This window comes from Devosia oryzisoli (assembly GCF_014837245.1).
GTDB classification, from domain to species: Bacteria; Pseudomonadota; Alphaproteobacteria; order Rhizobiales; family Devosiaceae; genus Devosia; species Devosia oryzisoli.
Map to the genome: position 1 here is coordinate 101,920 of NZ_JACYFU010000005.1, position 24,155 is coordinate 126,074.

Genomic DNA, 24,155 nt, shown 5'->3' on the forward strand with positions numbered 1-24,155 from the left:
CGCCTCAGCCTTCACGGCGGACCACTTCGGGGATCAGGCCCTTGGGCGCAAACCGCAGCGCGATGGTGATCACCAGCCCGAGGACGAAGACGCGCATCTGCGCCGAGCGCACGTCGATGTCGGGGATCGCGCCCCAGCCGATCTGGGTGGACCAGAGGCTCACGGTCTCGAAGATGGCGCGCGCCAGCGGCTCAGAAATCACCCAGATCAGCCAGATCAGCACCGCACCGAACAGGGCGCCCCAATTGTTGCCCGCTCCCCCGACGATGATCATCACCCAGATCAGGAAGGTGTGGTTGATCGGTTGGTAGCTCGAGGGATCGAAGATCTGCACGAAGCTCACCAGCATGGCGCCGCCAATGCCCATCAGCACCGAGCCGAAGACGAAGATCTCGAGCTGGCGCGCGGTCACGTTCTTGCCCATGGAGGCAGCGGCGACGTGATTGTCGCGGATTGCCCGCATCATGCGGCCCCAGGGCCCGCCATAGGCGCGGTTGATGAGCCACATAACGATGGCGAGGACGACGATGGCCAGTAGCAGGAAGCCCCCGCGCGAGAGGAGCAGCGCCTGGTCCATGCCCATGCCGCCCGCCTGCAGGTCCTGCGGCAGCGGCGTCGGCCAAGGGATCGGTGAGACGGTCAGCGTGCCACGCGTCAACCAGTCCATGTTCTTGATCAGCGCACGGACGATTTCGGAAATGCCGATGGTGGCAATGGCCAGATAGTCGGTGCGCAGGCCAAGGCAGATCTTGCCGATGACATAGGCGATGCCGGCGGCGAGGACACCGCCGAACAGCCATCCCAGCACAGGATGTCCGCCCAGCCCGCCGACCCAGCCGGAGGTGGATTCGATATAGGCGGCGGCCGGGTCGATCTGGCTGCGATAGAGCACATAGGCGACGAACCAGGCGAGTACCGTGAGGACACCCTTCCAGCGTCCGGTGATGCCGATCCGGTCGGCCCGGCGCACCGCGATCACGATGGCCGCCCCCACGGCAAAGGCCAAGAGCGCCCGGCCCAGCATCATCGGCCCATCGGAGTGCCAGAATTCGGGATTGGCCGGGTAGGAAATGAAGGTGACGGCCGCGCCGCCCACCATGAGAAAGCCCATGATGCCGAAATTGAAGAGCCCGCCATAACCCCACTGGATGTTGAGGCCCATGGCGATCAGCGCATAGGCCGCCGCTTCCACGAGGCGCGACGAGGTGAAGGGCATGCCCAGCACCCAGCCGATGACGAGGATGAGGACGAAGAGGCCGGCGAAAAGGGTCAGGGAACGGCGGATCATGACGAAGCTCCCTTGAAGATGCCAGTGGGGCGCACGAGCAGGGTCACCACCAGGATGACGAAGGCCACGGTAAGCTTGTATTCGGTGGGCACCAGCGCCAGCGTCGGCGGCAATTGCAGCCAGTCGGGCAGGATGGCGTTGAGCGGCCGGAACAGCATGGTCCAGTTAAAGACCGCCAGTGTCTCGGCAAAGCCGATCAGCAGTCCTCCGGCAATGGCGCCATAGGCCTGCCCTAGCCCGCCGACGATGGCGGCGGCAAAGATGGGCAGGATGATGTTGAACGCCAGGTCGGGCTTCAGCGTCACGTCGAGCGCCAGCATGGTGCCGGCCATGCAGGCCAGCGCCCCGGCAATGACCCAGGTGACGCGGACGACGAGCGCGGTGTTGATGCCTGACACCTGCGCCAGATCGGCATTGTCTGCCATGGCGCGCATGGCCTTGCCCAGGCGCGAGCGGGTGAGGAAGAAATGCAGCGCCACCACCGACACCAGCGTCACGAGGATCATCAGCACCTGCGGCTCGGTGATCACCAGCGGGCGCGTGGAACCGAGGAAGGCGGTGTCGATGCGGAAGATTTCCTTGGGTTCGGTGTCGAAGAAGGAATAGGTGCCGGTGCCGAAGAACAGGCGGATCAACCCCTGAACCATCAGCGTGACGCCGATGGAGGCAATCAGCAGCGTTACCGGCTTGGCCCCACGCTTGCGCAGCGGGGCGTAAAAGCCCTTATCGATACCCAGCGACAGGATAGCCGTCAGCACCATGGCGAGCGGCAGCACGACAAACCCGGTCGGGATCGGCGTCACGATCCCCCAGGAGGCAAAGGCCGCGGCAAGGAGGAAGGCGATGAAGGCGCCCCCCGTCATCAGTTCGGAATGGGCAAAGTGCGCAAAGCGCAGGATGCCGAAGATCAGCGTGATGCCGATGGCCCCGAGGGCGTAGATGCAGCCCAGAACCAGGCCGGAAATCACCACCTGGTTGATGAAGAAGATGATCTCGGTCATGCGGGGTAACCGCCATTGGTGAAGTGTGGAGCACCGGCCACGCGACGCGCACGATGCAGCTCCTCCCCCTCGACGGGGGAGGTTGGGTGGGGGTGGCGGCTGGGCTGGATAAACTGGGGCTCACAGCCCCCCACCCCAGCCCTCCCCGCGCGGGGGAGGGAGCGCGCCGGCGGATGACACGAAACCACGCTCTTCATCAGCCCCCCAAAAAGCTCTTGGCGACTTCGGGGTCGGCGATGAGTTCGGGGCCCGTGCCGGTGAAGCGGTTCTGCCCGCCGGCGAGCACGAAGCCCTTGGAGGCGAAGGCGAGTGCCTGGCGCGCGTTCTGCTCGACCATGAGGATGCCGACGCCCTCCTTGTTGACGCGCACGATGGTCTCGAAGATTTCGATGACGTAGCGCGGCGAGAGGCCGGCCGAAGGCTCGTCGAGCATGAGCAGGGTCGGCTTGCTCATCAGGGCCCTGCCCATGGCCACCATCTGCCGCTGGCCGCCCGAGAGTTCTCCCGCCGGCTGCCGGCGCTTTTCCGCCAGCACCGGGAACATCTGGTAGACCCACTGCATGGTCTGCCGGAAATCGTCGCGCCGGGTGAAGGCGCCCATTTCGAGGTTTTCCTCCACGCTCATCGAGGTGAAGACGTTCTTTTCCTGCGGCACGAAGCTGAGACCCTTGGGCACCAGCTTGTCGGGCAGGGAGTTGGCGATGTTCTCGCCGGCAAACTCGATGGTGCCGCCGGTCACCTGCAGGAGGCCGAAGATGGCCTTGAGCGTGGTGGACTTGCCCGCCCCGTTGGGGCCCACGATGACGCCGATGTCCGATCTCTCGATGGCCATGTCGACGCCATTGAGGATCGGCGCGCCGCCATAGCCGCCCACCACGTGCTTGAGTTCGATGAGGGGCATCTACACGGCCTCCACGGGCGTGCCGAAATAGGCTTCCACGATGGCCGGGTTGGCGCGGATGTCCGCCATCGGACCTTCGGCGATCTTCTCGCCCTGCGCCATCACGATCACCGGGTCGCACAGGCGCCCGATCAGGTCCATGTCGTGCTCGATGACGAAGAAGGTGTAGTCCAGCTCGCGGTTCATGCGCTCGATATTGGAAGCAAGGTCGTTGAGCAGCGTCTTGTTGACGCCGGCGGCCACCTCGTCGAGCAGCACCACCTTGGCGTCGACCATCATGGTGCGCCCCAGCTCGAGCAGCTTCTTCTGCCCGCCCGAGAGGTTGCCGGCCAGTTCGTTGCGCACATGGCCGAGCTTCAAGAAGTCGATGACGTCGAGCGCCTTCTTGCGCACCTCGACTTCCCGGCTGCGCACGAGGCGCGGCCGGAACCAGGTGCTCGAGAGGTGCTCGCCGGGCTGGTCGCCGGGCACCATCATCAGGTTCTCGAGCGCCGTCATCTGGGAAAATTCATGCGCGATCTGGAAGGTGCGCAACATGCCGATGCGGAACAGTTGATGGGGTTGCCAGCCCGTCACGTCCTGCCCGTCGAAGATCACCTGCCCGCTATCGGGCGCGATGGTCCCGGCAACCATGTTGAAGAGCGTCGACTTGCCGGCGCCGTTCGGGCCGATAAGGCCGGTGATCGAGCCGCGCTGTACCGAGAGCGAGCAGTTGTTGACGGCCGTGAGACCGCCAAAGCGTTTGGAGACGTTGCGAACGTCGATGACCAAGTCGGAGGACAAGTCTGGAAGGCCCCGGGTTCCTGATGTCATGCCGGCCCGGTTCAATCCGGGCGATTTTGCGGCATCTGTTCACAAGAGGGGCAGTGGGTCAACCTTGACCATGCGCTCAAACTGCCGCGAGAACAGCGTCCGCGGTGGATTTGTTGTTGGCCAAAGGCACGTCGTAAAGCGTCGCGAGCCGCGTCAGGGCCTTGACGTCGACGTCGTGCGGCTGGGCCGAGAGCGGGTCGATGAAGAAGATGAGGACGTCCAGCCGCCCTTCGCAGATCATGGCACCCAATTGCTGGTCCCCGCCCAGCGGCCCGCTCTTGAGCAGGTGCACCGAGAGCCCCGTCGCCTCGATGATGCGGCTGCCGGTGGTGCCGGTGCCCCACAGCTCGTGCTCGGCCAGCTTCTGCCGGTGGCGCTCCGCCCAGCGGCAGAGGTCGTCCTTCTTGTCGTCGTGAGCCACAAGGCCAATCCGCGCCATGCCAATCCTCCGCGCCCGATGCGGTCTTCATGCCCCAATCGGACGGAAGAGGGCAATGGTGTGGTGGCTAGAACTCGGACCAGTCTTCGGCCAGCGCCGTATTGCCGGCCAGGCGCGGCCGCGGCACGGGAGCGGGCCGAGCGGCGGTGGCGCGGGCGCTGCGGGGCTGGGCCGAACGCGGAGCCTGCGGCTCGCGCGTTTCGAGCCTGAAGACATCCACGATCCGGTCGAGTTCGTTTGCCTGGCCCTCCGTCTGCTCGATGGCGGCATTGGTCTCTTCCACCAGAGCCGCATTGTGCTGGGTCATTTCGTCCATGGCCCGAACGGCCACCGTCACCTCCTCGAGCGCGGCCGACTGCGAGCGGTTGGCCGCGGCAATGGTGTCGATGACGCTAGCACTTTCCTCGGCGCCGGCCTGGATGGTGCGCAGCGTTTCGGCGGCGCGCGCCACCAGCTGGGTGCCTGCGCGCACCTCGCCCGCACTGGCGTCGATGAGAGCCTTGACCTCGGCCGAGGCCTGCGCCGCCGATTGGGCCAGCCGCCGCACCTCCACGGCGACCACGGCAAAGCCCTTGCCGGCCTCGCCGGCCCGCGCCGCCTCGACGGAGGCGTTGAGGGCCAGCAGGTTGGTCTGGAAGGCAATGTCGTCGATCATGCCGATGATGTTGGAGATTTTTCCGGACGACGCCTCGATCGCCGCCATGGCATGGGTGGCATTGCCCATCACGGCCCCGCCCTCCTTGGCGCCACTGGCGAGCTGCCGCGCCCGCTCGTTGGCCACGGCCGCGTTGCCGGCATTGTCCGAGACGGCCTGGGCAAGCTGCTCGATCGAGGCGCTGGTCTGCTCGATCGCGGCCGCCTGCCGCGTCGTGCGGTCGGCAAGGTCATTGGCTCCTGCGAGGATTTCCCCGGTTGCCGTTTTGAGCGACCGGGAGGTGGCCTGCAACTGCGCCACGATGTCCGCCAGGCGCTCGGCAACGGCGTTTGTATCGTGCTTGATCTGGTCGAATTCGGGGTCGAGCTCGGCCGTCACGCGGCTGGTGAGATCTCCTCCCGCCACGTCGCGCAGCACGGCGCCGATGGCGGTGACCGCCTCGCGGATCTTCAGGCGGGCCGCTTCTTCGGTGTCGCGGGCGTCCTGGCTCAGCTTGTCGAAATAGGCGCTGACGCCGATGTCGACATCGAGCAACACGGCCTTGAGCACCGCGATGACGGTTTCGGCCGCCGTGTTGGCGTGTGCGGCCACGCTGCCGGCGTCGGGGGTCACCATGCGCCCGAACCGTCCCCTGACCGGCTTGGTCGCCTCGGCCATGGCATCCTGCATCAGCCCGCGCACCAGCGTCTCGAGGATGAGACCATAGCCGCCGATGTGCCAGCGCGGCTCGAGGCCGATCAGCGCGTGGCGCAGCCCGACTTTCGAGCTGGCCTCGAAATAGGCATCGTCCAACTGCCCGGAGGCGATGGACCGCCAGTGACCGACTTGCCGCGATTTGGCCCGGTCCATCTGCGCCCGACCATCGAAGAACTGGCGCGCCGCGAGCACCGTTTCGATCTTGCCGTAGAAGAGATCCAGCGCCCCCGGCAGATGCCGCTCCACGCTCGGCTGCGCCTCTGCCAGCCGCTGGCGCCCAGTCTCATCAAGGCCGATGAAGTCCAGCCGGGATTCGAGAGTGCCTGTCGTATCCGTAGTCATGCCCGCCATCTAAGCTGCCGCCAACCTGAGTTCATGTGTGTGTGACGTCGATTGGCAGTGCGGAACATGATCCAGATCAACCTTCCGGCCACACTACCAAAACAAGGTAAGTCTTTGGTTCGCTTGCCGCCGCCACACGCCGATGCGCACTTGAGGAAAAGTGAGCAAAAAAATTGGAGAGGATCGCGCCTGATCGCCAGGCACTGGGGATCACGCGCCGAACGGCCTTGTTCGAACGATGCACAAACCGATTGCTCGGAATGAGAAACCGCGACCTCCCACTGGAGTGCTACAGCCGGTTCCAATCTGTTGTCGCCTGCGGATAAAGTCCGGCTCAACCAAGCCTGGCGGTGGCAAAAAAAGAAGAACCCGCCTTCTGGGGAGGCGGGTTCGGTGTGCAGAACCGGAAGAGTTGGCTCAGAATTCGTCCCAATCGGCGGCGATGGCGGCGTTGCCCTGGCTGCGGTAGCGCGGGGCAGCGGGCCGGGACTGCGGCGCATCGTTCCGCTCCTGCTCGAACCGACCCTCGTCGTCGAGATGGAAGATGTCGACGATCCGGTCGAGCTCGCTCGCCTGCGCCTCGGTCTGTTCGATGGCCGCGTTGGTCTCTTCCACCAGCGCCGCATTGTGCTGGGTCATCTCGTCCATGGTGCGGACGGCCGCCGAAACCTCTTCGATGGCCGAGGCCTGGTCGCGGCTGTCCCGCGCGATCGCCTCCAGCGAGCCGGTGTTTTCCCGGATCGCGATGAGCATCGCGGTGAGCTTGCTGGCCGCTTCCGAGACGAGGCGCGAACCCGATCCCACCTCGCCCGCACTCTGCTCGATGAGGGCCTTGACGTCCGCCGAGGCCTGCGCTGCCGATTGCGCCAACCGTCGCACTTCGACGGCAACCACCGCAAAGCCCTTGCCCGCTTCACCGGCGCGCGCCGCTTCGACCGAGGCATTGAGCGCCAGAAGATTGGTCTGGAAGGCAATGTCGTCGATGAGGCCGATGATGTTGGAGATCTTGGACGAAGACGCTGTGATCCGCTCCATGGCTTCCGTCGCGGCAGTCATCACGGCGCCGCCCTCTTCGGCCGTCCGCGTCGCACTGGCTGCACTGGCGCTGGCCTCGTGCGCAAGCTCGGCGTTCTTGAGGACGGTGGCGGAGAGCTGCTCCATGGCCGCAGAGGTTTCCTCGATGGTTGCGGCCTGGCGCGTGGTGCGTTCCGAGAGGTCGTTGGCACCGGCCAGGATCTCCCCCGTGGCGGTCTTGAGAGTGCGCGAGGTGTGGCGCAATTGCCCGACCACATCGGTGAGCTTGTCCGCCACCGCGTTGACGTCGGCCTTGAGGTGGGCAAAGGCGCCGGAATAGTCGCCGGTGACGCGAGGGGTGAGGTCGGTATTGGCCATGGCCCCCAGCACCGCACCCAGTTCGGTGACGCCGCGGTTGAACGTGCCGACGAGGTTGTTGACGCTGTCGGCCAGCGCATTGAGTTCGGCGTCGGGAAAATTGTCTTCGACCTGCCGCGTGAAATCACCGGCCACGGCTGCGTCCACCACTTCGCCGAATGCCGTCTGCAACTGCGCCATCATGCGCCGGCGTTCGTCCTGCTCGGCGATGATGCGGGCCGCTTCGGCTTCGGTCATTTCGCTGACGCGCTGACCGTTCTGGCGGAACACTTCCACGGCTCGGGCCATGCCGCCCACCTCGTTGCCCCATCCGGTATAGGGCACTTCAGTGCCGTATTTCCCCTCGGCGATGGCATCCATGGCTTGCGCCAGCCTGGGGATCGGCCGGCTAATGAGACGCGAGGCGACAAAGCCCAGGGCAGAAAGGGCAATGGTCGTCACGAGGCCGACGATGGCAATGAGGCTAAGGACCTTGTTGGCGGTCGCCTCGACCGCGCTGATGGGCGTGCCCACCATGATCGCGCCCATCAATTCGCCGCTCATCTTGACGATCGGCTGCATGGCCACGAAGAAGTCGTCACCATCCACCGGGAAGCGGCCCACATACATCTGCCCTTCGGCGAGCTTGTTGAAGGCCTCGCTGCCGGCGGGAATGACGAGATCCGTCAGCGGCGTCTCGCCATCACTGGCCACAAGACTGGTCGTCTTGACCTGCATGTCGCCGGCTGCCGCGTCCATCACGAAGATGGCCGCCTCGTCCTTGGTCACGCGGGTGACGGAATCGATGATGTCCGTGTCGTAGAAGGGCGGGATGGCCCAGCTCTGGAACGAGCCCATGGTGCCGTCTTCGTTCCAGCTGAGGACAGATCCGGAGATGCGCCGCTCCAGGATCGTGGCGGCGACGCCGACATTGGTCTGCTCGCGCACCTCGCTCTCGGCGATGGATTGCTGTCGCAGGTTGAAATAGATGGCGCCCGAAACGGCGGCGATCGAACCGATGATGGCGATCATGACCAGGACCATGATGGCCGTGGTCATGCGGATGTTCCCCAGGAACTGGCTGAGCTTTGGCATAATACCCCCATGCCCACTGGTGGGCCTTGGGAAAACGCTAGGCAAAAGCAGTTAATCGAGTGTTGTCCAAGAGCAGCTCGAAATCGTTTGCGGACGGATTTAATGCAAGATTCGCATCTTTTTCCAGAAATCGGGCGAAATCAGAACTCGCTCCAGTCTAGATCCACTGCTGCATTGCCCTGTGTGAGATAGGCGCGGGCAGCCTGTCCTGAGGCCGGTCGCGGTGCCGGTCGCGCGGCGGAACGAGCGGCCTGCTGGTGACCTCTCGCAGCGGGCTTCATCTCGGCAACCTCGAACACATCGACAATGCTGTCGAGTTCGGTGGCCTGCCCTTCGGTCTGCTCGATGGCGGCGTTCATCTGCTCGACCAGGGCCGCATTGTGCTGGGTCATCTCGTCCATGGTGCGCACGGCCGTGTTCACCTCCTCGATGGAGGCGGCCTGTTCGCGGCTTTCGCGGGCGATGGTGCTCATCAGGTCGTTGGAAATACGCGCGGCATCGAGAATGGCCTGCAGCTTGTGCGCCGCGTCCTCGACCAGGCGCGAGCCGCCCCGCACCTCGTCCGCGCTTTGCTCGATCAGCGCCTTGACGTCGGCCGAGGCGCTGGCCGCGCTCTGCGCCAGGCGCCGCACCTCCACGGCAACCACCGCGAACCCCTTGCCGGCCTCGCCCGCGCGCGCCGCTTCCACCGAGGCGTTGAGCGCCAGGAGGTTGGTCTGGAAGGCGATGTCGTCGATCAGCCCGATGATGTTGGAAATCTTGCCCGAGGAGGTGGTGATCTTGCCCATGGCATCGGTCGCCTGCGCCATCACCGCGCCACCGTCCTCGGCGGTTGCGGTCACCGTGGCTGCGCTCCGGCTGGCAGCCTGCGCCCGTTCGGCATTGCCCAGAACGGTCGCCGCAAGCTGCTCCATGGTCGCCGAGGTTTCCTCGATGGTGGCCGCCTGGCGCGTGGTGCGCTCGGAGAGATCATTGGCGCCCGAGAGGATTTCGCCCGTCGCCGTCTTGATGGTGCGCGAGGTGGCGCGCAATTGCCCGACCACATCGCTCAGCTTGTCCGCCACGGCGTTGGTGTCGGCCTTGAGCTGGGCGAAGGCGCCGCGGTAGGCGCCCTCCATGCGCCGCGTCAAATCCGTGTTGGCCAGTGCCCCAAGCACCTGGCCGACCTCCGAAATGCCCCGGTCGACCGTCTCGACCAGATTGTTGACGCTGCCTGATAGCGCATTGAGCTCGGGATCGGGGAAGTCCACGCTGACACGCCGGCTGAAGTCGCCGTCCACGGCGGCGTCCACCACGGCACCGAAGGCATTCTGCAGCTCTGCCATCATGCGCTTGCGCTCGTCCTGCTCGGCGATGATGCGGGCCGCCTCGGCCTCCGTCATCTGGCTGACCCTGAGGCCGTTTTCGCGGAACACTTCCACCGCGCGGGCCATGGCGCCGATCTCGTTGCCCCGGTCGACGAACGGCACTTCGGTGTCGTACCGCCCCTCGGCGATGGCATCCATCGCTTCGGCCAGGTGGGGGATCGGCCGAGTCAGCGCCCGCGAGCCGAAGAGGCTCACGGCACCCAGGATCAGGAGAATGGCGCCGCCCATGATCGCCATGCCGGGAATGGCCGCGTTTGCCGCCGCCAGCGCACCTGACCCGTCGATGCCGACGAAGAAAGCGCCCAGGAGCGTGTTGTCCAGCTTGTAAATCGGCTGGAAGGCGCCGGTCAGCTGCTGCCCGGCGAGGTCAATCTCCCCCGACCAGCGCTCGCCGGCGGCAATGGCGGTCGCGGCGGGGCTGGCGGGATGGAGCGCGAACTCGCTCACCCGGGCCCCGTCCTCGCCCTCGAAACTGGTGGTCTTGGCCGTCAGTTGACCAGTGGCGGGATCAAGCGCGAAGACCGCCGTCTCGCCGCCCGTGATGCGGGTGACCGAGTCGACGGCGCTGGTGTCGTAGAAGAAGGGAATGGCATAGGTCTGGAAGCTGGCGACGTCGTTGTTTTCGCCCCAGTTCACGATCGAGCCATTGATGCGCTTTTCGTAGATGGTGGCGGCGGTCTTGAGATCGGCATTGACCTGCGTCGTGACCTGCCGCGTCACCTGATCGCGCAGCGCCATGTAGTTGCTCACCGAAAAGGCGGCGATGGTGACGCAGATACTCCCCAGCACCAGCCCGGCAATCGCCGTCGTCAACCGGATATTGCCCAGCCCCAAGGAAAACCGCATCGCACTTCACCCTCGCCGGGGCGCCCCTCTACTCGTCGGGCGCATCCTAGCGAGAGGCGGTTAATGGACGGTTTTCTTGTATGGAAGACCAACATGCTGTCAGAAAACAAAAAAGGCGCCAGACGGCGCCTTTTGCTTGAGCGGAAGAAGGCGACGTCAGAACTCGTTCCAGTCAGCATCCACGGCCGCATTGCCGTGACTGAGATAGGACTTGGCGGCGGTCTTGAGCTTTTGCTGCAGGCCGCGGGCCCCATCGACAAAGCTCCTTGCAGGCTTGGCCTGTGCGGGGGCAGCGGGGGCGCTGGCCTTGTCTTCGCCGCCGATGGCGAAGATGTCGACGATGCCGTCGAGCTGGGTGGCCTGCGCCTCGGTCTGCTCGATGGCCGCGTTCATCTCCTCGACCAGCGCCGCGTTGTGCTGGGTCATCTCGTCCATGGTGCGCACGGCCGTGTTGACCTCGTCGATGGCTGACGCCTGTTCGCGGCTCTTGAGGGCGATGTCATTCATGAGCTCGCTGGAAGAGCGAGCGGCCAGAAGCATGGCTTCGAGCTTGGAGGCCGCATCAGACACGAGCTTGGAGCCGTCCTTGACCTGACCCGCGCTCTGCTCGATGAGGGCCTTGACGTCCGAAGAGGCGCTGGCCGCACTCTGCGCCAGGCGCCGCACTTCAACGGCCACCACGGCAAAGCCCTTGCCCGCCTCGCCGGCGCGCGCCGCTTCCACCGAGGCGTTGAGGGCCAAGAGGTTGGTCTGGAAGGCGATGTCGTCGATGAGGCCGATGATGTTGGAAATCTTGCCCGACGATACGGTGATCCGCTCCATGGCTACGGTCGCCTGGTTCATCACCACGCCGCCTTCTTCGGCCGTGCGGGTGACGCCGGTGGCCACACCACTGGCTTCGCGCGCCTGGTCGGCATTCTTGGCGACGATCGCTGCAAGCTGTTCCATGGCGGCCGAGGTTTCCTCGATGGTTGCCGCCTGCTTGGTGGTGCGTTCGGAAAGATCGTTGGCGCCGGACAGGATCTCGTTGGTCGCCGTCTTGAGCGTGCGCGAGGTCTGCCGCAGCTGGCCCACGATGTCGCTCAGCTTGTCGGCCACCGCGTTGGTGTCGGCCTTGAGGCGCGCGAAGGCGCCGCGATAGTCCCCATGCATGCGCTTGGTGAGGTCTGTGTCGGCCAGGGCCGACAGCACGGCGCCGGTTTCGCTGACGCCGCGATCCACCGTCTCGACCAGCTCGTTGACCGAGCGGGCCAGCGTGTTGAGCTCGTCGTCGGGGAACTCGGTTTCGACCCGGCGCGAGAAATCACCCTCGATGGCGGCATCAACGACGGCGCCGAAGGCGCGCTGCAGATCCTGCATCATGGCCGCACGCTCGGCCTGAGTGGCCACGATCCGGGCGGCTTCAGCCTCGGTCATTTCGTGCACCTTGAGGCCGTTCTCGCGGAACACTTCCACGGTCCGCGCCATGGCGCCGACCTCGTCGTGGCGCTGTCCGCCTTCGACCTCCACGCTGAGATCGCCATCGGCAAGTTTCTGCATGGTGCCGGTAAGACGCGACAGCGGCCGGCTGATCGAGCGCGCAAAGAGCACACCCACCACGGCCGCCAGCGCCAGAAGGCCACCGCCGACCAGAAGCGTCATGTTGCGCATCTCGACGATGGGGGCATAGGCCTCCTGTTCGGGCTGCACCGCAACCACGGCCCAGTGCACGTCGCCCACGGTGACTGGAGCGGCGCGCACGACCATGCGGTCGCCGCGATAGTCGGTGCTGATCCCTTCGCCCGTTTCGCCGCTGAAGGCGCCGCTGACAACATCGGAGGTGAGGCTGGTCTTGAGCACGTCCTCTTCTTCGGTGCGCGGCGATTCCGAGCGGAGGAGGCCATCCTGGCCCACCACCACCACTTCGCCGCTCCGCCCGAGGCCGGAGAGGTTCGAGACCCTGGCGCTCAGCGTTGCCGGCGAAATGGCGAGGACCATGACGCCGCTGGCCGTGTCACCATCAAAGACCGGCATGGCCACGAAACTTTCCGCGGCACCTGCGGGTCCATAGACGGAAAAGTCGACGATCGTCGCTTCCCCGGCTGGCAGTTCCTTGGCCGCCGCAAAGGCAGCGCCCAGACCGGAGGACTTGAGGGTCTCGTCGGTGAGCACGTTGAGAGCGAAGTCGGTGTTCTTGGCCACCGAATAGACGACATCGCCTTCGGCACTGAGCAGCAGGACATCGCTATAGCCGCGCTCGAGCATCAGGGTCCGGAAACCGGGATGGTAGCGCTTGTGTGGCGCGTCATAGGTTGCGCCCTTGCCATTGGCGCTATCAAGGGCCGCGCGATCTTCGGGATTGGGATTGTCGGTGATGTAGGCGGTCTGCAGTTGCGCTGCGGCGCGATCGCCCAGGCCCATGCGCAATTCGCCAAGCGCACGGGTGAGGTTCTTCATGGCGGTGACGGTGTCGGATCGTTCCACGAACAGCCGCAGGTCCACCTCGGCGCTCTCATAATAGTCGGTGACGAATTCCGCGGCCGTCGTCAGCGCTGCCTGCATCGACACGTCCCGCTGCTCGCGCACCGTCGACAGGCCGATGAAATAGCTGGCGATGCCCACGCCGGCGCTGACCACCAGCGCCGAGCCCACCAGCGCAAGTGGCAGCTTCTGCGCAATCTGCAGCTTCGGAAAAAACCCCATGGAACTTCTGCTCCCCCTAACGCCCTTCCGGCGATGCGCACGTGTGCAGGGATCATCCTGCCCCTCGTGCAGCGCCATCATCCGGCCAAAAACTCAACCGGCAAACGATACAGGAGCGGGCATTAACCACTCCTTACGCGGGGAGCGCTTCCAGCTTCGGTTGCATGACAAACGTGCATCATGCCCAAAATGAAAGCACCCCGGACGGAGCCGGGGTGCATTGGACGTCCTGTTCAGGGCCGGCTCAGGTCAAGGCGCCGATCACCGCCTCGATGCGCTTTTTCATGGTCGAGGCGTCGAATGGCTTGATGATGTAGTTGTTGACGCCGAACGAGATGGCCTCTTTCACTTGCTCCTTGTCGGAGCGGCCGGTGGCCATGATGAACGGCATGTTCTGCGTGCGCGGATGCTTGCGGATGACCTTGAGCAGCGTCAATCCGTCGATGTCTTCCATGTTCCAGTCGGAAATGATCAGGTCGACATTGGATTTTTCGAGCTTGCCCAAGGCGTCGCGGCCCGACTTGGCCTCGATGATGTCCTTGAACCCGAGCTGGTTGAGGATGTACTTGCAGATGCCACGCATGGACTGCTGGTCATCGACGACGAGAACGCTGACAGCACTGGCTTTTGGCATGGTATTCTGACCTTCTTAGCGCCCGGGAGCTTTCTGGCCCCCGTTAATTAGGGAAAACACTAGGGCCGAGGGGTTACAAATCTCTCAATCCCGACCCAAGCTTTGCACACGGGTTCAGGCCGCGCTCTTGAGCCGGACCAGGGCGTTGGCCAGCCGGGCCGCGATCTGGTCGATCGGCGCCTGCTCCACCACCGCCCCTTCCTCGAAGGCGACACGCGGCATGCCATAGACCAGCGCGGTCGCCTGGTTCTGGCCGATCGTGTATGCCCCCGCCTCGCGCATGAGTTTGAGCCCCCGCGCGCCGTCACGTCCCATGCCGGTGAGAATGGCGCCCACCGCCATCGGGCCCACCGAGCGGGCCACGGATTCGAAAAGGACATCGACGCTGGGGCGGTGACCGCTTTCGAGGCCATCCTGCCCCAAGCGGCACTTGAGCTGGCCCGAAAGACGCTCCACCCGGAGGTGGTGATCGCCGCGCGCGACATAGGCATGGCCGGCCTGCAGCACCATGCGGTCCTCCGCCTCCACGACAGTGAGGACACACAGCTCATCGAGCCGCGCTGCAAACCGGCTGGTGAACCCGGCCGGCATGTGCTGCGTGATGACGATCGGCGGGCAATCTGCCGGCAGGCTCGAGAGCACCTCGCGGATCGCTTCGACGCCACCGGTGGAGGCGCCAATGGCGATGAGCGCGCCCTCGGGGGCGGCGGCGGTGCGGATCGGCACCTTGGTCGTCGCGGTCGCTTCAGCCCGGCTGACGGAGCGCCCGCGGACGTCGGACCGGGCGGCGGCGCGAATCTTGTCGCGCAGCGAGGCTCCGAACCCCTCGAGGCCGCCGGCCAGATCGGCGTTAGGCTTGGCCACGAAATCCACCGCGCCCAGTTCGAGGGCCAGGAGCGTCTCGCTCGCGCCCCTCGTGGTCAGCGTCGACACCATCACGACCGGCGTGGGCCTGAGGCGCATCAGGCGCTCCAAGAAGGCGAGGCCGTTCATGTTGGGCATTTCGATGTCGAGCGTCACGACGTCGGGGTTGAGTTGCTTGATCTTTTCGCGCGCGTCGATCGGATCGACGGCGGTGCCGATGACGTTGATGTCGCTCTCGCGGGCCAGCACGCGCGCCAGCACCTCGCGGATAAGCGCCGAGTCATCGACCACGAGGACCTTGATTGTCATGCTGCTGCTCGTTTGTTGCCGGGCTCACGCGCTTGGTAAATCGTCTTGCCCACCAGCCGGAGCGCATCGCCGCCGGTGCCCACGTTTTCCGAGTGGCCGATATAGAGGAAAGCCCGCGGCGCCAGCAGCGATCCCAGCCGCCCGAAGAGGGCACCCTGCGTCGGCTTGTCGAAATAGATGGCGACGTTGCGGCAGAAGATGGCGTCGAACGGTCCCTTCATCGGCCAGGGCGTGCCGATGAGATTGAGGGGCTTGAAGGACACGAGGTCGCGCACCGCTGCCGGGACCCGCACCGTGCCGTCTGCCAGCTTTTCGAAGGGTTCTGCCCGCTCCGGCGACAGGCCGTTGAGTTCACTGCCAGGATAGACCCCGCCAGCCGCCTTGGCGATGACGGCCGTGTCGATGTCGGTGGCAAGGATCCTGAAGTCCCAGCGCCTGAGTTCGGGAATGGCCGCGAGCAGATCCATGCCGATCGTGTACGGCTCCTGCCCCGTCGAACAGCCGGCAGACCAGATGCGCAGGCGCTGGCCGCGCGGCTGGCTCGCCACCAACTGGGCCACGTAGCCGCGCAGATGCTCGAAGTGATGATCTTCGCGATAAAAGCGGGTGAGGTTGGTGGTCAGCGCGTTGACGAAGGCCTGGCCGTCTGCGGCGGACGCCCCGCGCTCGAGGTGGTCCACATAGGCATCGAAACTGGACAGGCCCAGCGTGCGCACGATCTTGCTCAGGCGCGAAACGACCAGGGTCCGCTTGGCGTCGCTGAGAGAAATGCCGGCGACGGCGTAGACGCGCGCCTTGATCCGCGAAAACTCGCGCTCGCTAAGGGAAAACTCTCCCTGATCCATTCTGCCCCCTAGCTTGCCGGCGCCTTCTGCCCCGGTCACGCCCTTGCCCGATGCTGTGCCGCATCGTTTCGGGCCATTCCAGGCTGCAGCGGCACGGCCGCCGGCGCAGTCCCGGAAATCGCTGGGAGTGTGGCGGTTTCATTCCTTAGATTGCGTAAATTCTGGTCGAGGCGCCCGACGATTTTTTTCGTCTCCTCAGCCTGCGCGGATGCTGCCCCGAGCTCGGCCGCCGCGCCGCCGATCGCGCCGCGAATCTCCTTGGCCGCGCGGGTGCTGATCTGCGCCATCTGGCGCACCTCGTCGGCCACAACGGCAAAGCCAGCCCCCTTCTCGCCGGCCCGCGCCGCCTCGATGGCCGCATTGATCGCCAACAGGTTGGTGCGGAACGAGACGCCTTCCACGGTTGCCGTCAGGCGGTCGATCTCGCCCATCCAGCGCGCCAGCTCGATGAGCATGGTCTGCATCCGGTCGGCCGAAGTGCCGGTGGCGGTAGCCAGGTTTGCCGCTTCGGCGTCCCGGTCGCCCTGTGCCTTGAGCCGGGCGGCCAGAGCCACAACTTCCGCCTCTGCCCGATGATGAGCCTGTCGAAGCGCCTCGTGTTCGCTCGCCAGGCTCGCGCGCTCGCTTTCCCGCCGGGCAAGGGCGGCGTGGATGTCGCGCAACTGCCCGGTCATCTCGGTGAGCGCCGCTTCGCTGGCGGCCTGCGCTTCGCTAAGCAGGCCGTAGAACTCGGCCACCTGCCCCGCCACCGTTCCCAGCGGCAGGTCCGGCAGCGCCGGCTCGACACCATCCCCCAGCGCCCGCTGTACCTGCGCTACGCCCGCATCGAGCGCCGTCAGGGCGCGGTTGAACTCGGCCAGTGCCGGGTTGAGGCGCGCGACATCGTCTTCGAAGCGGAAACCGCATTGCCCGGTGCGCAAGGCTTCGACGAACGCGTCGAAATCGTCATCGGGCACGAACTGGCCCGCGGGCGTGAACTGCAGGGCATAGCGGCCCGGGCCGAGCGCCCGGCGCGTCGCCACCATGCGGCGCGCCCCGAGCAGCACCATGGCCTCCTCGGGCGCCCCGCCGCCATTTTCGAGGTACCCCCGGCCAAAAACATCATCGAGCGTCCGGGCGGGCGCGACTGCCGGGTCAATAGCACGCGCCCCGGCGCTCGCCGCCACGATCCGGCCATCGGCTTCGACCACCAGCAACGGCACGGCCAGCGTCTCGATGGCTTCGCGAAAATGGTCCGCGCGGTCGATGCGCCGCGCCAGGGCCTCGACAAGGTCCCGCGGGGTGCCGAGCAAGTCCGGCCGATCCTCGAGACCGGCCCGCCGCGCCAGAACCACAAGGCCACGATGCCGGCCCTGGTCCGCCGCCATGCCCAGCGCCAGGCTCCCCGCTGCCGCAAGACCGGCAAGGCTGCCGGCGACGGCGAAGAATGCCGCCCCCGGACCCAGGGCCAGAAGAAGACCGCCCGTGAGCGCCACACTGCCCAGCCAGAGACCGCTGCCGAACAGGGCCAGCCGCAACCCCGGAGCCGGATGGCACGAATCATCAAAGAAACTGAGAGGCCCACGCATGGGGCAACAATAGAAGCGGAATGGTTAACCAACCCTGACGGAGCGGCGCGGCCGGTAATACTTCGGCAAGCGCTCTATTCCTTGCCGCTTAGAACAGTTCGATATCGGCAGCCGGACCCGGCACCACGACACGACGCCTTGCGATCGCCAGTTCTTCGCGGGCCACGTTCGCGCCCACGTCGCTGTCGAGGCGCTTGACGAACGCCCGGCCCGAATTGGGCTTGAAGAGGACCCGGCGGGCATAGGTGCCCCCCAAATCTTCGCTGGCGGCGACATAGCCTTCGTCCTTGAGGAACTGGCGCACGAACTCGATGTTCTTGGCGCCCACGTCGTCCAGCATCGAGTTGATCTTGCCCCCGCCGAACACCTTGAGCTCGAGATTGGCCTTCTTGCCCGACCCCTGACTCAACACCTTGTTGATCAGTTGCTCCATGGCGAAAGCGCCATAGCGGGCGGAGGCCCCATAGCGATCCTTGGCGGAGCCCGACTGCTCGGCCAGGAGGAAATGGTTCATGCCGCCCACGCCCGCGACGCGGTCGCGCACGCAGGCCGCGATGCACGAGCCCAGAACGGTGGAGAAGGTCACGTCGGCTGCCGCAGAGATGTGACAATCGCCCTGATGCACGGTTGTCACCACCCCACGATCGAACTCCGGGGGCAAAGAGCTGTTGAAGGCCATTTGGTAGTCACTAAACCTCTACGGGCAGATTCCCCCGAACGTACGGGCAAACTCGTTAGCCAAACGCTAACCAAGCCGAGCGACCCGACCACCGCCACCGCCCCCGGCAACAGATGGTTTACAGATGGTGCTTAGGGTGGTCCGGACAGGGCAGGGATTGAAGACGATGTCATTGCAGAAACTGGCGAGAGAGCTCGACGAAACGGCGCGCCAGACCGCCGCCATGGTCGAGGGCATCACCGAGGCTCTTCAAATCCTGGCCGACAGGAACCTGGCCCGCGATCCCTCGGTCCGTGAAGCGGCCCAGATGATCATCACCGCTCTTCAGGGGCAGGACCGCATCGAACAGCGCTGCCACAACATGGCGCTCGCCGTGCGCCAGTTCGCGCTGCTTCCGCCGACCGCTCCGGACAGCGTCTATGACGAAATCTGGGCGAGCCTCACGCTTGACGAGCTGCGGGTCCCTTCTCTTTCGGGCATCGCGGCCCATCAGGTGCACGGCGAAGCCGAGCTGTTCTAAGTCTAGCCTTTCGTCCGAAAATCCGTCCGGGGCGCCACAGGCGCCTTTTTTGCGTTGGGACCAGACGCCGCTATCGCCCCTTGCCAATCGGGGGGATTCAAGACCATCTTGGCCTACCCAGGGACCGCCCGGGCAGCAGAGGGGTAGCACATGATTGACCAGATGAGCAGCGGTGCAGGCCTGCCTGAGCAGGACTCCGGGACGTCCTCATTGGGCCGCCGTGCTTTCCTCTTCGGCTCGGCAAGCCTTGCGGCGCTGGGTCTCGCCGGGTGCGTCGGCACTGGCACGACCATGAGCATGGCCGAGGCGAAGCGCGTCTACGGGCCCCTCCCCAACGAGCGCTTCCCGGTTCCTGCCGCCGATGTCAGCAAGATCAACCCCAAATATCTGCGCCGCACCGTGCGCTACGACAGCAAGGAAGCGCCGGGCACGATCATCGTCGATCCGCGCAACTACTTCGTCTATCGCATCGAGGGCAATGACGAAGCCACGCGCTATGGCGCCAATGTGGGGCGCGCCGGGTTCCTGTGGAGCGGCGACGCCTATATCGGGCGCAAGGCCGAGTGGCCGGTCTGGACGCCGCCGCGCGAAATGATCCTGCGCCAGCCCGAGGCCGCGCCCTACGCCAACGGCATGAAGCCCGGGCTCGACAACCCCTTAGGCGCCCGCGTCCTCTACCTTTACCAGGATGGGCGCTACACGCTGTTCACCATCTACAGCACCATCATGCCGGAAACGATCGGCAAGGGCGTCTCGAGCGGCTGCATCGGCCTGCTGACCCAGGACATGGTCCACCTCTATGATCGCACGCCGGTCAACACCAAGGTGATCGTGCTCAAGGCCTGACAAAAACAGGCTTGGCTCCGATCGGGGGGAATAGCCACCATGAGCCGACTGACCCACAGCGAACTGCATATGGTGCACCGCATCGGCTGGCTCCGCGCAGCCGTCCTGGGTGCCAATGACGGGCTGGTTTCAACCTCGAGCCTGGTGGTGGGCGTAGCCTCCGCCGGCTCGGACCACCAGAACATTCTGATCGCAGGCCTGGCGGGTCTCGTCGCGGGCGCCATGTCGATGGCCGCTGGTGAGTACGTCTCGGTCAGTTCGCAGGCCGATGCCGAACAGGCCGACCTCAGCCGCGAACGCGCCGAACTCGCGGCCAACCCGCAGGCGGAACTGGACGAACTGACCGGCATCTATCAGGCGCGGGGCCTTGATCCGGTCCTCGCCCGGCAGGTGGCGGAGCAATTGACCCAAGGCGACGTCCTGGCCGCGCACGCCCGGGACGAACTGGGCATTTCCGAAACCATAGAAACGCGCCCCGTTCAGGCCGCACTGGTGTCGGCCCTGACCTTTGCCGCCGGGGCCGTGATGCCGATCCTGGTCGCACTGTTCTCGCCGGCGGCGCAGGTCGCCTGGATCGTGGCGATCTTTACGCTGGTGGGCCTTGCCATCCTCGGAGCATTGGGGGCCTCAGCCGGTGGCGCCGACATGGTGCGGGGAGCGGTCCGGGTGACCTTCTGGGGCGCCATCGCCATGGCGGCAACCGCTGTCATCGGCGCACTGTTCGGGGTTGCGGCTTAGGCTGCACGCTGCCGGCAACAAAAAAGGGCGCCAGCGGCGCCCCTTCTGAACGCGGAAAAAATTTCGGCCCTAGCCGTCCATCTTGGCGCCGCTGACCACGGCGTGCAGGTCGATGAGGCCGACCATGCGGCTGTCATGGGTGACGATGCCGTTGAGCAGTTCGGTGTCGATGGAATTGCCCTCGGGCACGTTGTGGATGTCGTCCTTGGAGACGGTCAGGATGTCGCTGACGGCGTCCACCAGGATGCCGACCCATTTGTCGCCGACGCTCATCACCACCACGACGTGGTTCTTGGTGGGTGAGGTCTGGCCGTCGCCGAAGCGCGCGCGCAGGTCGAAGATCGGCACGATGGTGCCGCGCAGATTGATCACGCCGCGCACGAACTCGCGCGTGTTGGGCAGCGGGGTCGCGCCGTTCCAGGCGCGGATCTCGCGCACCGTGGTGATTTCCACGCCATAGGTCTGCTCGCCGATCGAGAAGGCGATCAGCTGTAGGGTGTTCTGGCCTGCCAAGGCCGTCTTGTCGCTGACATCGTCGCGCAGGCTCAGCGCTTCCATGGTCTCGTGCCTTTCTTCCGCCCCTTCTGGGCCTTCGCAATACTATCGCGCCAAGTGACGCCAAGCCGTTAACGGCAACCGGACAACCCTAGGCAGCGCTCTGGTGCAAGGGCGTGGTCTTGAGGCCCTGGACATCCACGATCAGCGCGACGTTGCCGTCGCCGAGGATGGTGCCGCCGGCAATGCCCTCGACCCGCTCGAAGTTTTCCTCGAGCGACTTGATGACCACCTGCTGCTGGCCGATGATGTCGTCCACAACCAGCGCCACCTTGTGGCTGCCCTCGGTTTCGCAGAGCACGACGAAGCGGTCCGCGGCCGCGACCTCGGTGCCGATCTCGAACCGCTGCGCCAGGTCGATCACCTGTACATATTCGCCCCGTACCTGCAGGACCTTGCCGCCGGAGGGGACGCGCTCGAAGCTGGCGCGGGAACACTGCATGGTTTCAACGATCGAGGAGAGCGGCACCACATAGGGTCCGCCACCGACCTTGACCAGCATGACGTCGAGCACCGCCAGGGTCAGCGGCAGGCGCAGTGTCATGCGCGTGCCCTTGCCGGTCCAGGAGCGCACATGCACCGAGCCGCCGATCTTCTTGATGTTGGAAAGCACAACGTCCATGCCGACGCCGCGGCCGGAAATGTCGCTCACCGCCTCGGCGGTGGAAAAGCCCGGAGCAAAGATCAGTTGGTCGATCTGCTCGTCGGTTGGGGTGAGCTCGGGCGCTACGATGCCCTTGTCGCGTGCCAGCTTGAGCACGCGCTCGCGGTTGATACCCGCGCCGTCGTCCTCGACGATAATGAGAATGTTGCCGCCCGCCTGCTCGGCCGAAAGCCGGATCGTGCCCGTCTCGGACTTGCCACCGGCGAGGCGCTTTTCCGGCGTCTCGATGCCGTGGTCGGCGGAGTTCCGGATCATGTGGGTCAGCGGATCGGATAGCTGCTCGATCACCGTCTTGTCGATTTCGGTCGCTTCGCCGATGGTTTCGAGCTTGATCTTCTTGCCCGTCTTGGTGGCGAGCTCGCGCACCAGGCGCGGCATGCGCGAGAACACCGATTTGACCGGCTGCGCGCGGATCGCCATCACCGAATCCTGCAGGCCGCGCGTGGTCTGCGCCAGGACTTCAAGGCCCCGCACCAGTTCGGTGTAGCGCGCGCGCAAGGTCTCATCCATCTGCTGGGTCAGCATGGACTGGGTGATCACCAGCTCGCCCACCATGTTGACCACCCGATCCACCTTGTCGAGGTCGACACGGATCGACTGCACCCCGGCTGTCCGGGCGCCATGCTCGTCGCCGTCGCCGCTGCTTGGCAAGGCCGCCTTCGGCGCCGCCGCAACGGGAGCGCTCTCAACGGGGGCCGGTGGCGCCTTGGGCGGTGCCAGCGTCTTGAGCTCTTCGGCCAGCGCCGCAAAGCTCAGGCCCGGCGCCTCCTCGAAATGATCCTGTGCGCCGACGGCCACCGCGGCGGGTTCCGGCGTGAAGGCAGGAGCGACCTCGTCGTCGCTCAATTGCAGCAGGCTCGCGATTTCGTCGGGCGCCTCCCAGACAGGCTCCACCAGAACCTCGGGGGGCGGATTCACTCCGCCGAGCGACGCATCGACGATCGAGATGTCGCAGTCGCCCTCGACGAATTCGAAGACTTCCCGGATCGCGGCTTCGGTCACGGTGGGCGATACGATGCTGATTTCCCAGCTGGCATAGACGCCGAAGGGCTCGAAGTCGCTGATCGGCGGGATGGCCCGCAGCACTGGCCGCACGCTCATCCGCCCCAGCGCCGCAAGTTCACGGAACAGCAGCAACGGGTCGTTGGCGCGGGCGTAGAGCGCCTGGTGCGGCGTGAAGCGGATCTCCCACTGGCCCGCCTCCATCGTGGTCATGGGCGGCACCTCGAAGGCATCGTCCACCGGGGCTTCGCCATCCGCGAACACCTCGAGGTCCACCCGGACGGGGGTAAACTCGATGTCGAACTCGTCCATCGGCGCGCCGCCGTCATCGTCGGTTTCGACGGCGTCGCCGCGCGCGATCGCGTCGAACCGCGTCTTCTCGGCCGCGCCGTAGTTGGCGGGTAGGGCCTCGCCGGTTTGCGCAGCGTTGACGTGGTCGGCCACGATGTCATTGGCGCGGATGCAGAGGTTGACGACCTCGTCGGTCAGGTCCACCCGGCCGTCGCGCACATAATCGAGCAGTGTCTCGTAGGCATGGGCAAACCCCACCAGAGCGGAAAAGCCGAAGGCCCCGGCGCCGCCCTTGATGGAATGGATGGCGCGAAACACCGCGTTGAGGCGGTCGGCATCGCGCTCACCCTCCTCGATGGCAGAAAACTGCTCCTCGAGCTCCGTCAGGAGTTCCGAACACTCGTCGAAATAAGTGGCTTTGAAGTCGTCGAGGTCGCTCATCTGCGGCTCTTACAACCCTTCTGGGTCAGGTGGGGAAGGTCAGTGCACCACGCGGTGGATCACCGAGATCAGCTTTTCGGGGTCGAAGGGTTTGACGATCCAGCCCGTGCCACCGGCCGCCTTGCCCTGGTCGCGCTTGTCCTGGCTGGTCTCGGTGGTGAGGATGAGGATGGGCAGCGAATTGTGCTGGCCTGTCGCCCGGACATTGCGGATGAACTCGATGCCGTCCATCACCGGCATGTTGATGTCGGTAATCACCACGTCGACCGCCTCGGCGCGGAGCATGTCGAGCCCCTGCTTGCCATCCTCGGCCTGCAGCACCTCGAACCCAGCATTGCTGAGGGTGTGGTGCAGCATGGCCAGGATGGTCCGTGAATCGTCGACCGTCAGAACACGCAGCGTCATTATCTCATTATCCCCGAAAACTGGGCAGTGAGGCCCAGTCGCTCGATGGCGGCGTTCATCACCGCGCTCGGCGCATCAATGGCAAACTCAAAATGGTTTCTTCGGGCAGTTTCGGCCGCGCTCAGCAACAGGAACAGAGCATTGGTGGATACCCGCTCCACACCGCCGGCCTTGACCGTCACCGATCCCTCCTCGAGCGCATCGATCAGGCTGTCGCGCACGTGATCGATGGCATCCAGATCGATCACCGCCGGCAGCGCGATCTCTTGGTTGGTTTTCGTAGCCATAGGCGTAAGGC

Annotated in this window: 21 protein-coding genes; 3 read left to right on the forward strand and 18 right to left on the reverse strand. The window is 65.4% G+C overall.

Annotation, left to right across the window (positions count from 1 at the left end; all coding sequences use genetic code 11):
- Positions 1–4: 4 nt before the first annotated feature.
- From IC608_RS16675 to IC608_RS16740, 14 genes are all read right to left on the reverse strand, one after another.
- A complete protein-coding gene (locus tag IC608_RS16675) occupies positions 5–1,288 on the reverse strand; it encodes a branched-chain amino acid ABC transporter permease (RefSeq protein WP_191777866.1) in 1,284 nt (427 codons plus the stop codon).
- Entirely contained in the window at positions 1,285–2,289 is a 1,005-nt protein-coding gene (locus IC608_RS16680; protein WP_191777869.1) for a branched-chain amino acid ABC transporter permease, read from the reverse strand. The genes IC608_RS16675 and IC608_RS16680 overlap by 4 nt, the downstream gene beginning before the upstream one ends.
- Before the next feature lie 196 nt (positions 2,290–2,485).
- Entirely contained in the window at positions 2,486–3,190 is a 705-nt protein-coding gene (locus tag IC608_RS16685) for an ABC transporter ATP-binding protein (protein ID WP_191777871.1), read from the reverse strand.
- On the reverse strand, positions 3,191–3,973 hold the full coding sequence (locus IC608_RS16690; RefSeq protein WP_248306464.1) for an ABC transporter ATP-binding protein: 783 nt from the start codon (positions 3,971–3,973) through the stop codon (positions 3,191–3,193).
- Positions 3,974–4,079: 106 nt separating this feature from the next.
- Entirely contained in the window at positions 4,080–4,442 is a 363-nt protein-coding gene (locus tag IC608_RS16695; RefSeq protein WP_191777874.1) for a methylglyoxal synthase, read from the reverse strand.
- 67 nt (positions 4,443–4,509) lie between these two features.
- Positions 4,510–6,135, reverse strand: a complete 1,626-nt coding sequence (locus IC608_RS16700; RefSeq protein ID WP_248306465.1) for a globin-coupled sensor protein — start codon at positions 6,133–6,135, stop codon at positions 4,510–4,512.
- A gap of 417 nt (positions 6,136–6,552) precedes the next feature.
- A complete protein-coding gene (locus tag IC608_RS16705) occupies positions 6,553–8,601 on the reverse strand; it encodes a methyl-accepting chemotaxis protein (RefSeq protein WP_248306466.1) in 2,049 nt (682 codons plus the stop codon).
- A gap of 140 nt (positions 8,602–8,741) precedes the next feature.
- Positions 8,742–10,814, reverse strand: coding sequence for a methyl-accepting chemotaxis protein (locus IC608_RS16710; protein ID WP_191777877.1), 2,073 nt, complete (start codon positions 10,812–10,814; stop codon positions 8,742–8,744).
- A 156-nt stretch (positions 10,815–10,970) separates the two neighbouring features.
- Entirely contained in the window at positions 10,971–13,496 is a 2,526-nt protein-coding gene (locus tag IC608_RS18235) for a methyl-accepting chemotaxis protein (protein ID WP_248306467.1), read from the reverse strand.
- A 244-nt stretch (positions 13,497–13,740) separates the two neighbouring features.
- Positions 13,741–14,130 (reverse strand): response regulator, encoded by a 390-nt coding sequence (locus IC608_RS16720; protein WP_191777879.1) that lies wholly within the window; start codon positions 14,128–14,130, stop codon positions 13,741–13,743.
- Between the two features lie 114 nt (positions 14,131–14,244).
- A complete protein-coding gene (locus IC608_RS16725; RefSeq protein ID WP_191777881.1) occupies positions 14,245–15,303 on the reverse strand; it encodes a protein-glutamate methylesterase/protein-glutamine glutaminase in 1,059 nt (352 codons plus the stop codon).
- Positions 15,300–16,148, reverse strand: coding sequence for a CheR family methyltransferase (locus IC608_RS16730; RefSeq protein ID WP_191777883.1), 849 nt, complete (start codon positions 16,146–16,148; stop codon positions 15,300–15,302). The genes IC608_RS16725 and IC608_RS16730 overlap by 4 nt, the downstream gene beginning before the upstream one ends.
- A gap of 35 nt (positions 16,149–16,183) precedes the next feature.
- Positions 16,184–17,716, reverse strand: a complete 1,533-nt coding sequence (locus IC608_RS17970) for a methyl-accepting chemotaxis protein (protein WP_210316402.1) — start codon at positions 17,714–17,716, stop codon at positions 16,184–16,186.
- A gap of 88 nt (positions 17,717–17,804) precedes the next feature.
- Positions 17,805–18,395 (reverse strand): chemotaxis protein CheD, encoded by a 591-nt coding sequence (locus IC608_RS16740; protein ID WP_191777885.1) that lies wholly within the window; start codon positions 18,393–18,395, stop codon positions 17,805–17,807.
- A 166-nt stretch (positions 18,396–18,561) separates the two neighbouring features.
- Between IC608_RS16740 and IC608_RS16745 the strand changes: the two genes are divergently transcribed.
- From IC608_RS16745 to IC608_RS16755, 3 genes are all read left to right on the forward strand, one after another.
- On the forward strand, positions 18,562–18,915 hold the full coding sequence (locus IC608_RS16745; protein WP_191777887.1) for a hypothetical protein: 354 nt from the start codon (positions 18,562–18,564) through the stop codon (positions 18,913–18,915).
- A gap of 150 nt (positions 18,916–19,065) precedes the next feature.
- Positions 19,066–19,761: a L,D-transpeptidase gene (locus IC608_RS16750; RefSeq protein WP_191777888.1), complete on the forward strand. Its 696-nt coding sequence runs from the start codon at positions 19,066–19,068 to the stop codon at positions 19,759–19,761.
- Positions 19,762–19,800: 39 nt separating this feature from the next.
- On the forward strand, positions 19,801–20,499 hold the full coding sequence (locus tag IC608_RS16755; protein ID WP_191777890.1) for a VIT1/CCC1 transporter family protein: 699 nt from the start codon (positions 19,801–19,803) through the stop codon (positions 20,497–20,499).
- A 69-nt stretch (positions 20,500–20,568) separates the two neighbouring features.
- Here IC608_RS16755 and IC608_RS16760 read toward each other — a convergent pair whose 3' ends face one another.
- The 4 genes from IC608_RS16760 to IC608_RS16775 form a co-directional block, all read right to left on the reverse strand.
- Positions 20,569–21,057 carry a chemotaxis protein CheW gene (locus IC608_RS16760; protein WP_191777892.1) on the reverse strand — a complete coding sequence of 163 codons (489 nt, stop codon included), beginning with the start codon at positions 21,055–21,057 and terminating at the stop codon, positions 20,569–20,571.
- An 88-nt stretch (positions 21,058–21,145) separates the two neighbouring features.
- Positions 21,146–23,452 (reverse strand): chemotaxis protein CheA, encoded by a 2,307-nt coding sequence (locus IC608_RS16765; protein WP_191777894.1) that lies wholly within the window; start codon positions 23,450–23,452, stop codon positions 21,146–21,148.
- A 39-nt stretch (positions 23,453–23,491) separates the two neighbouring features.
- Positions 23,492–23,857, reverse strand: coding sequence for a response regulator (locus IC608_RS16770; protein ID WP_191777896.1), 366 nt, complete (start codon positions 23,855–23,857; stop codon positions 23,492–23,494).
- Positions 23,857–24,144 (reverse strand): STAS domain-containing protein, encoded by a 288-nt coding sequence (locus IC608_RS16775; protein ID WP_191777898.1) that lies wholly within the window; start codon positions 24,142–24,144, stop codon positions 23,857–23,859. The genes IC608_RS16770 and IC608_RS16775 overlap by 1 nt, the downstream gene beginning before the upstream one ends.
- Between the last annotated feature and the right edge of the window lie 11 nt (positions 24,145–24,155).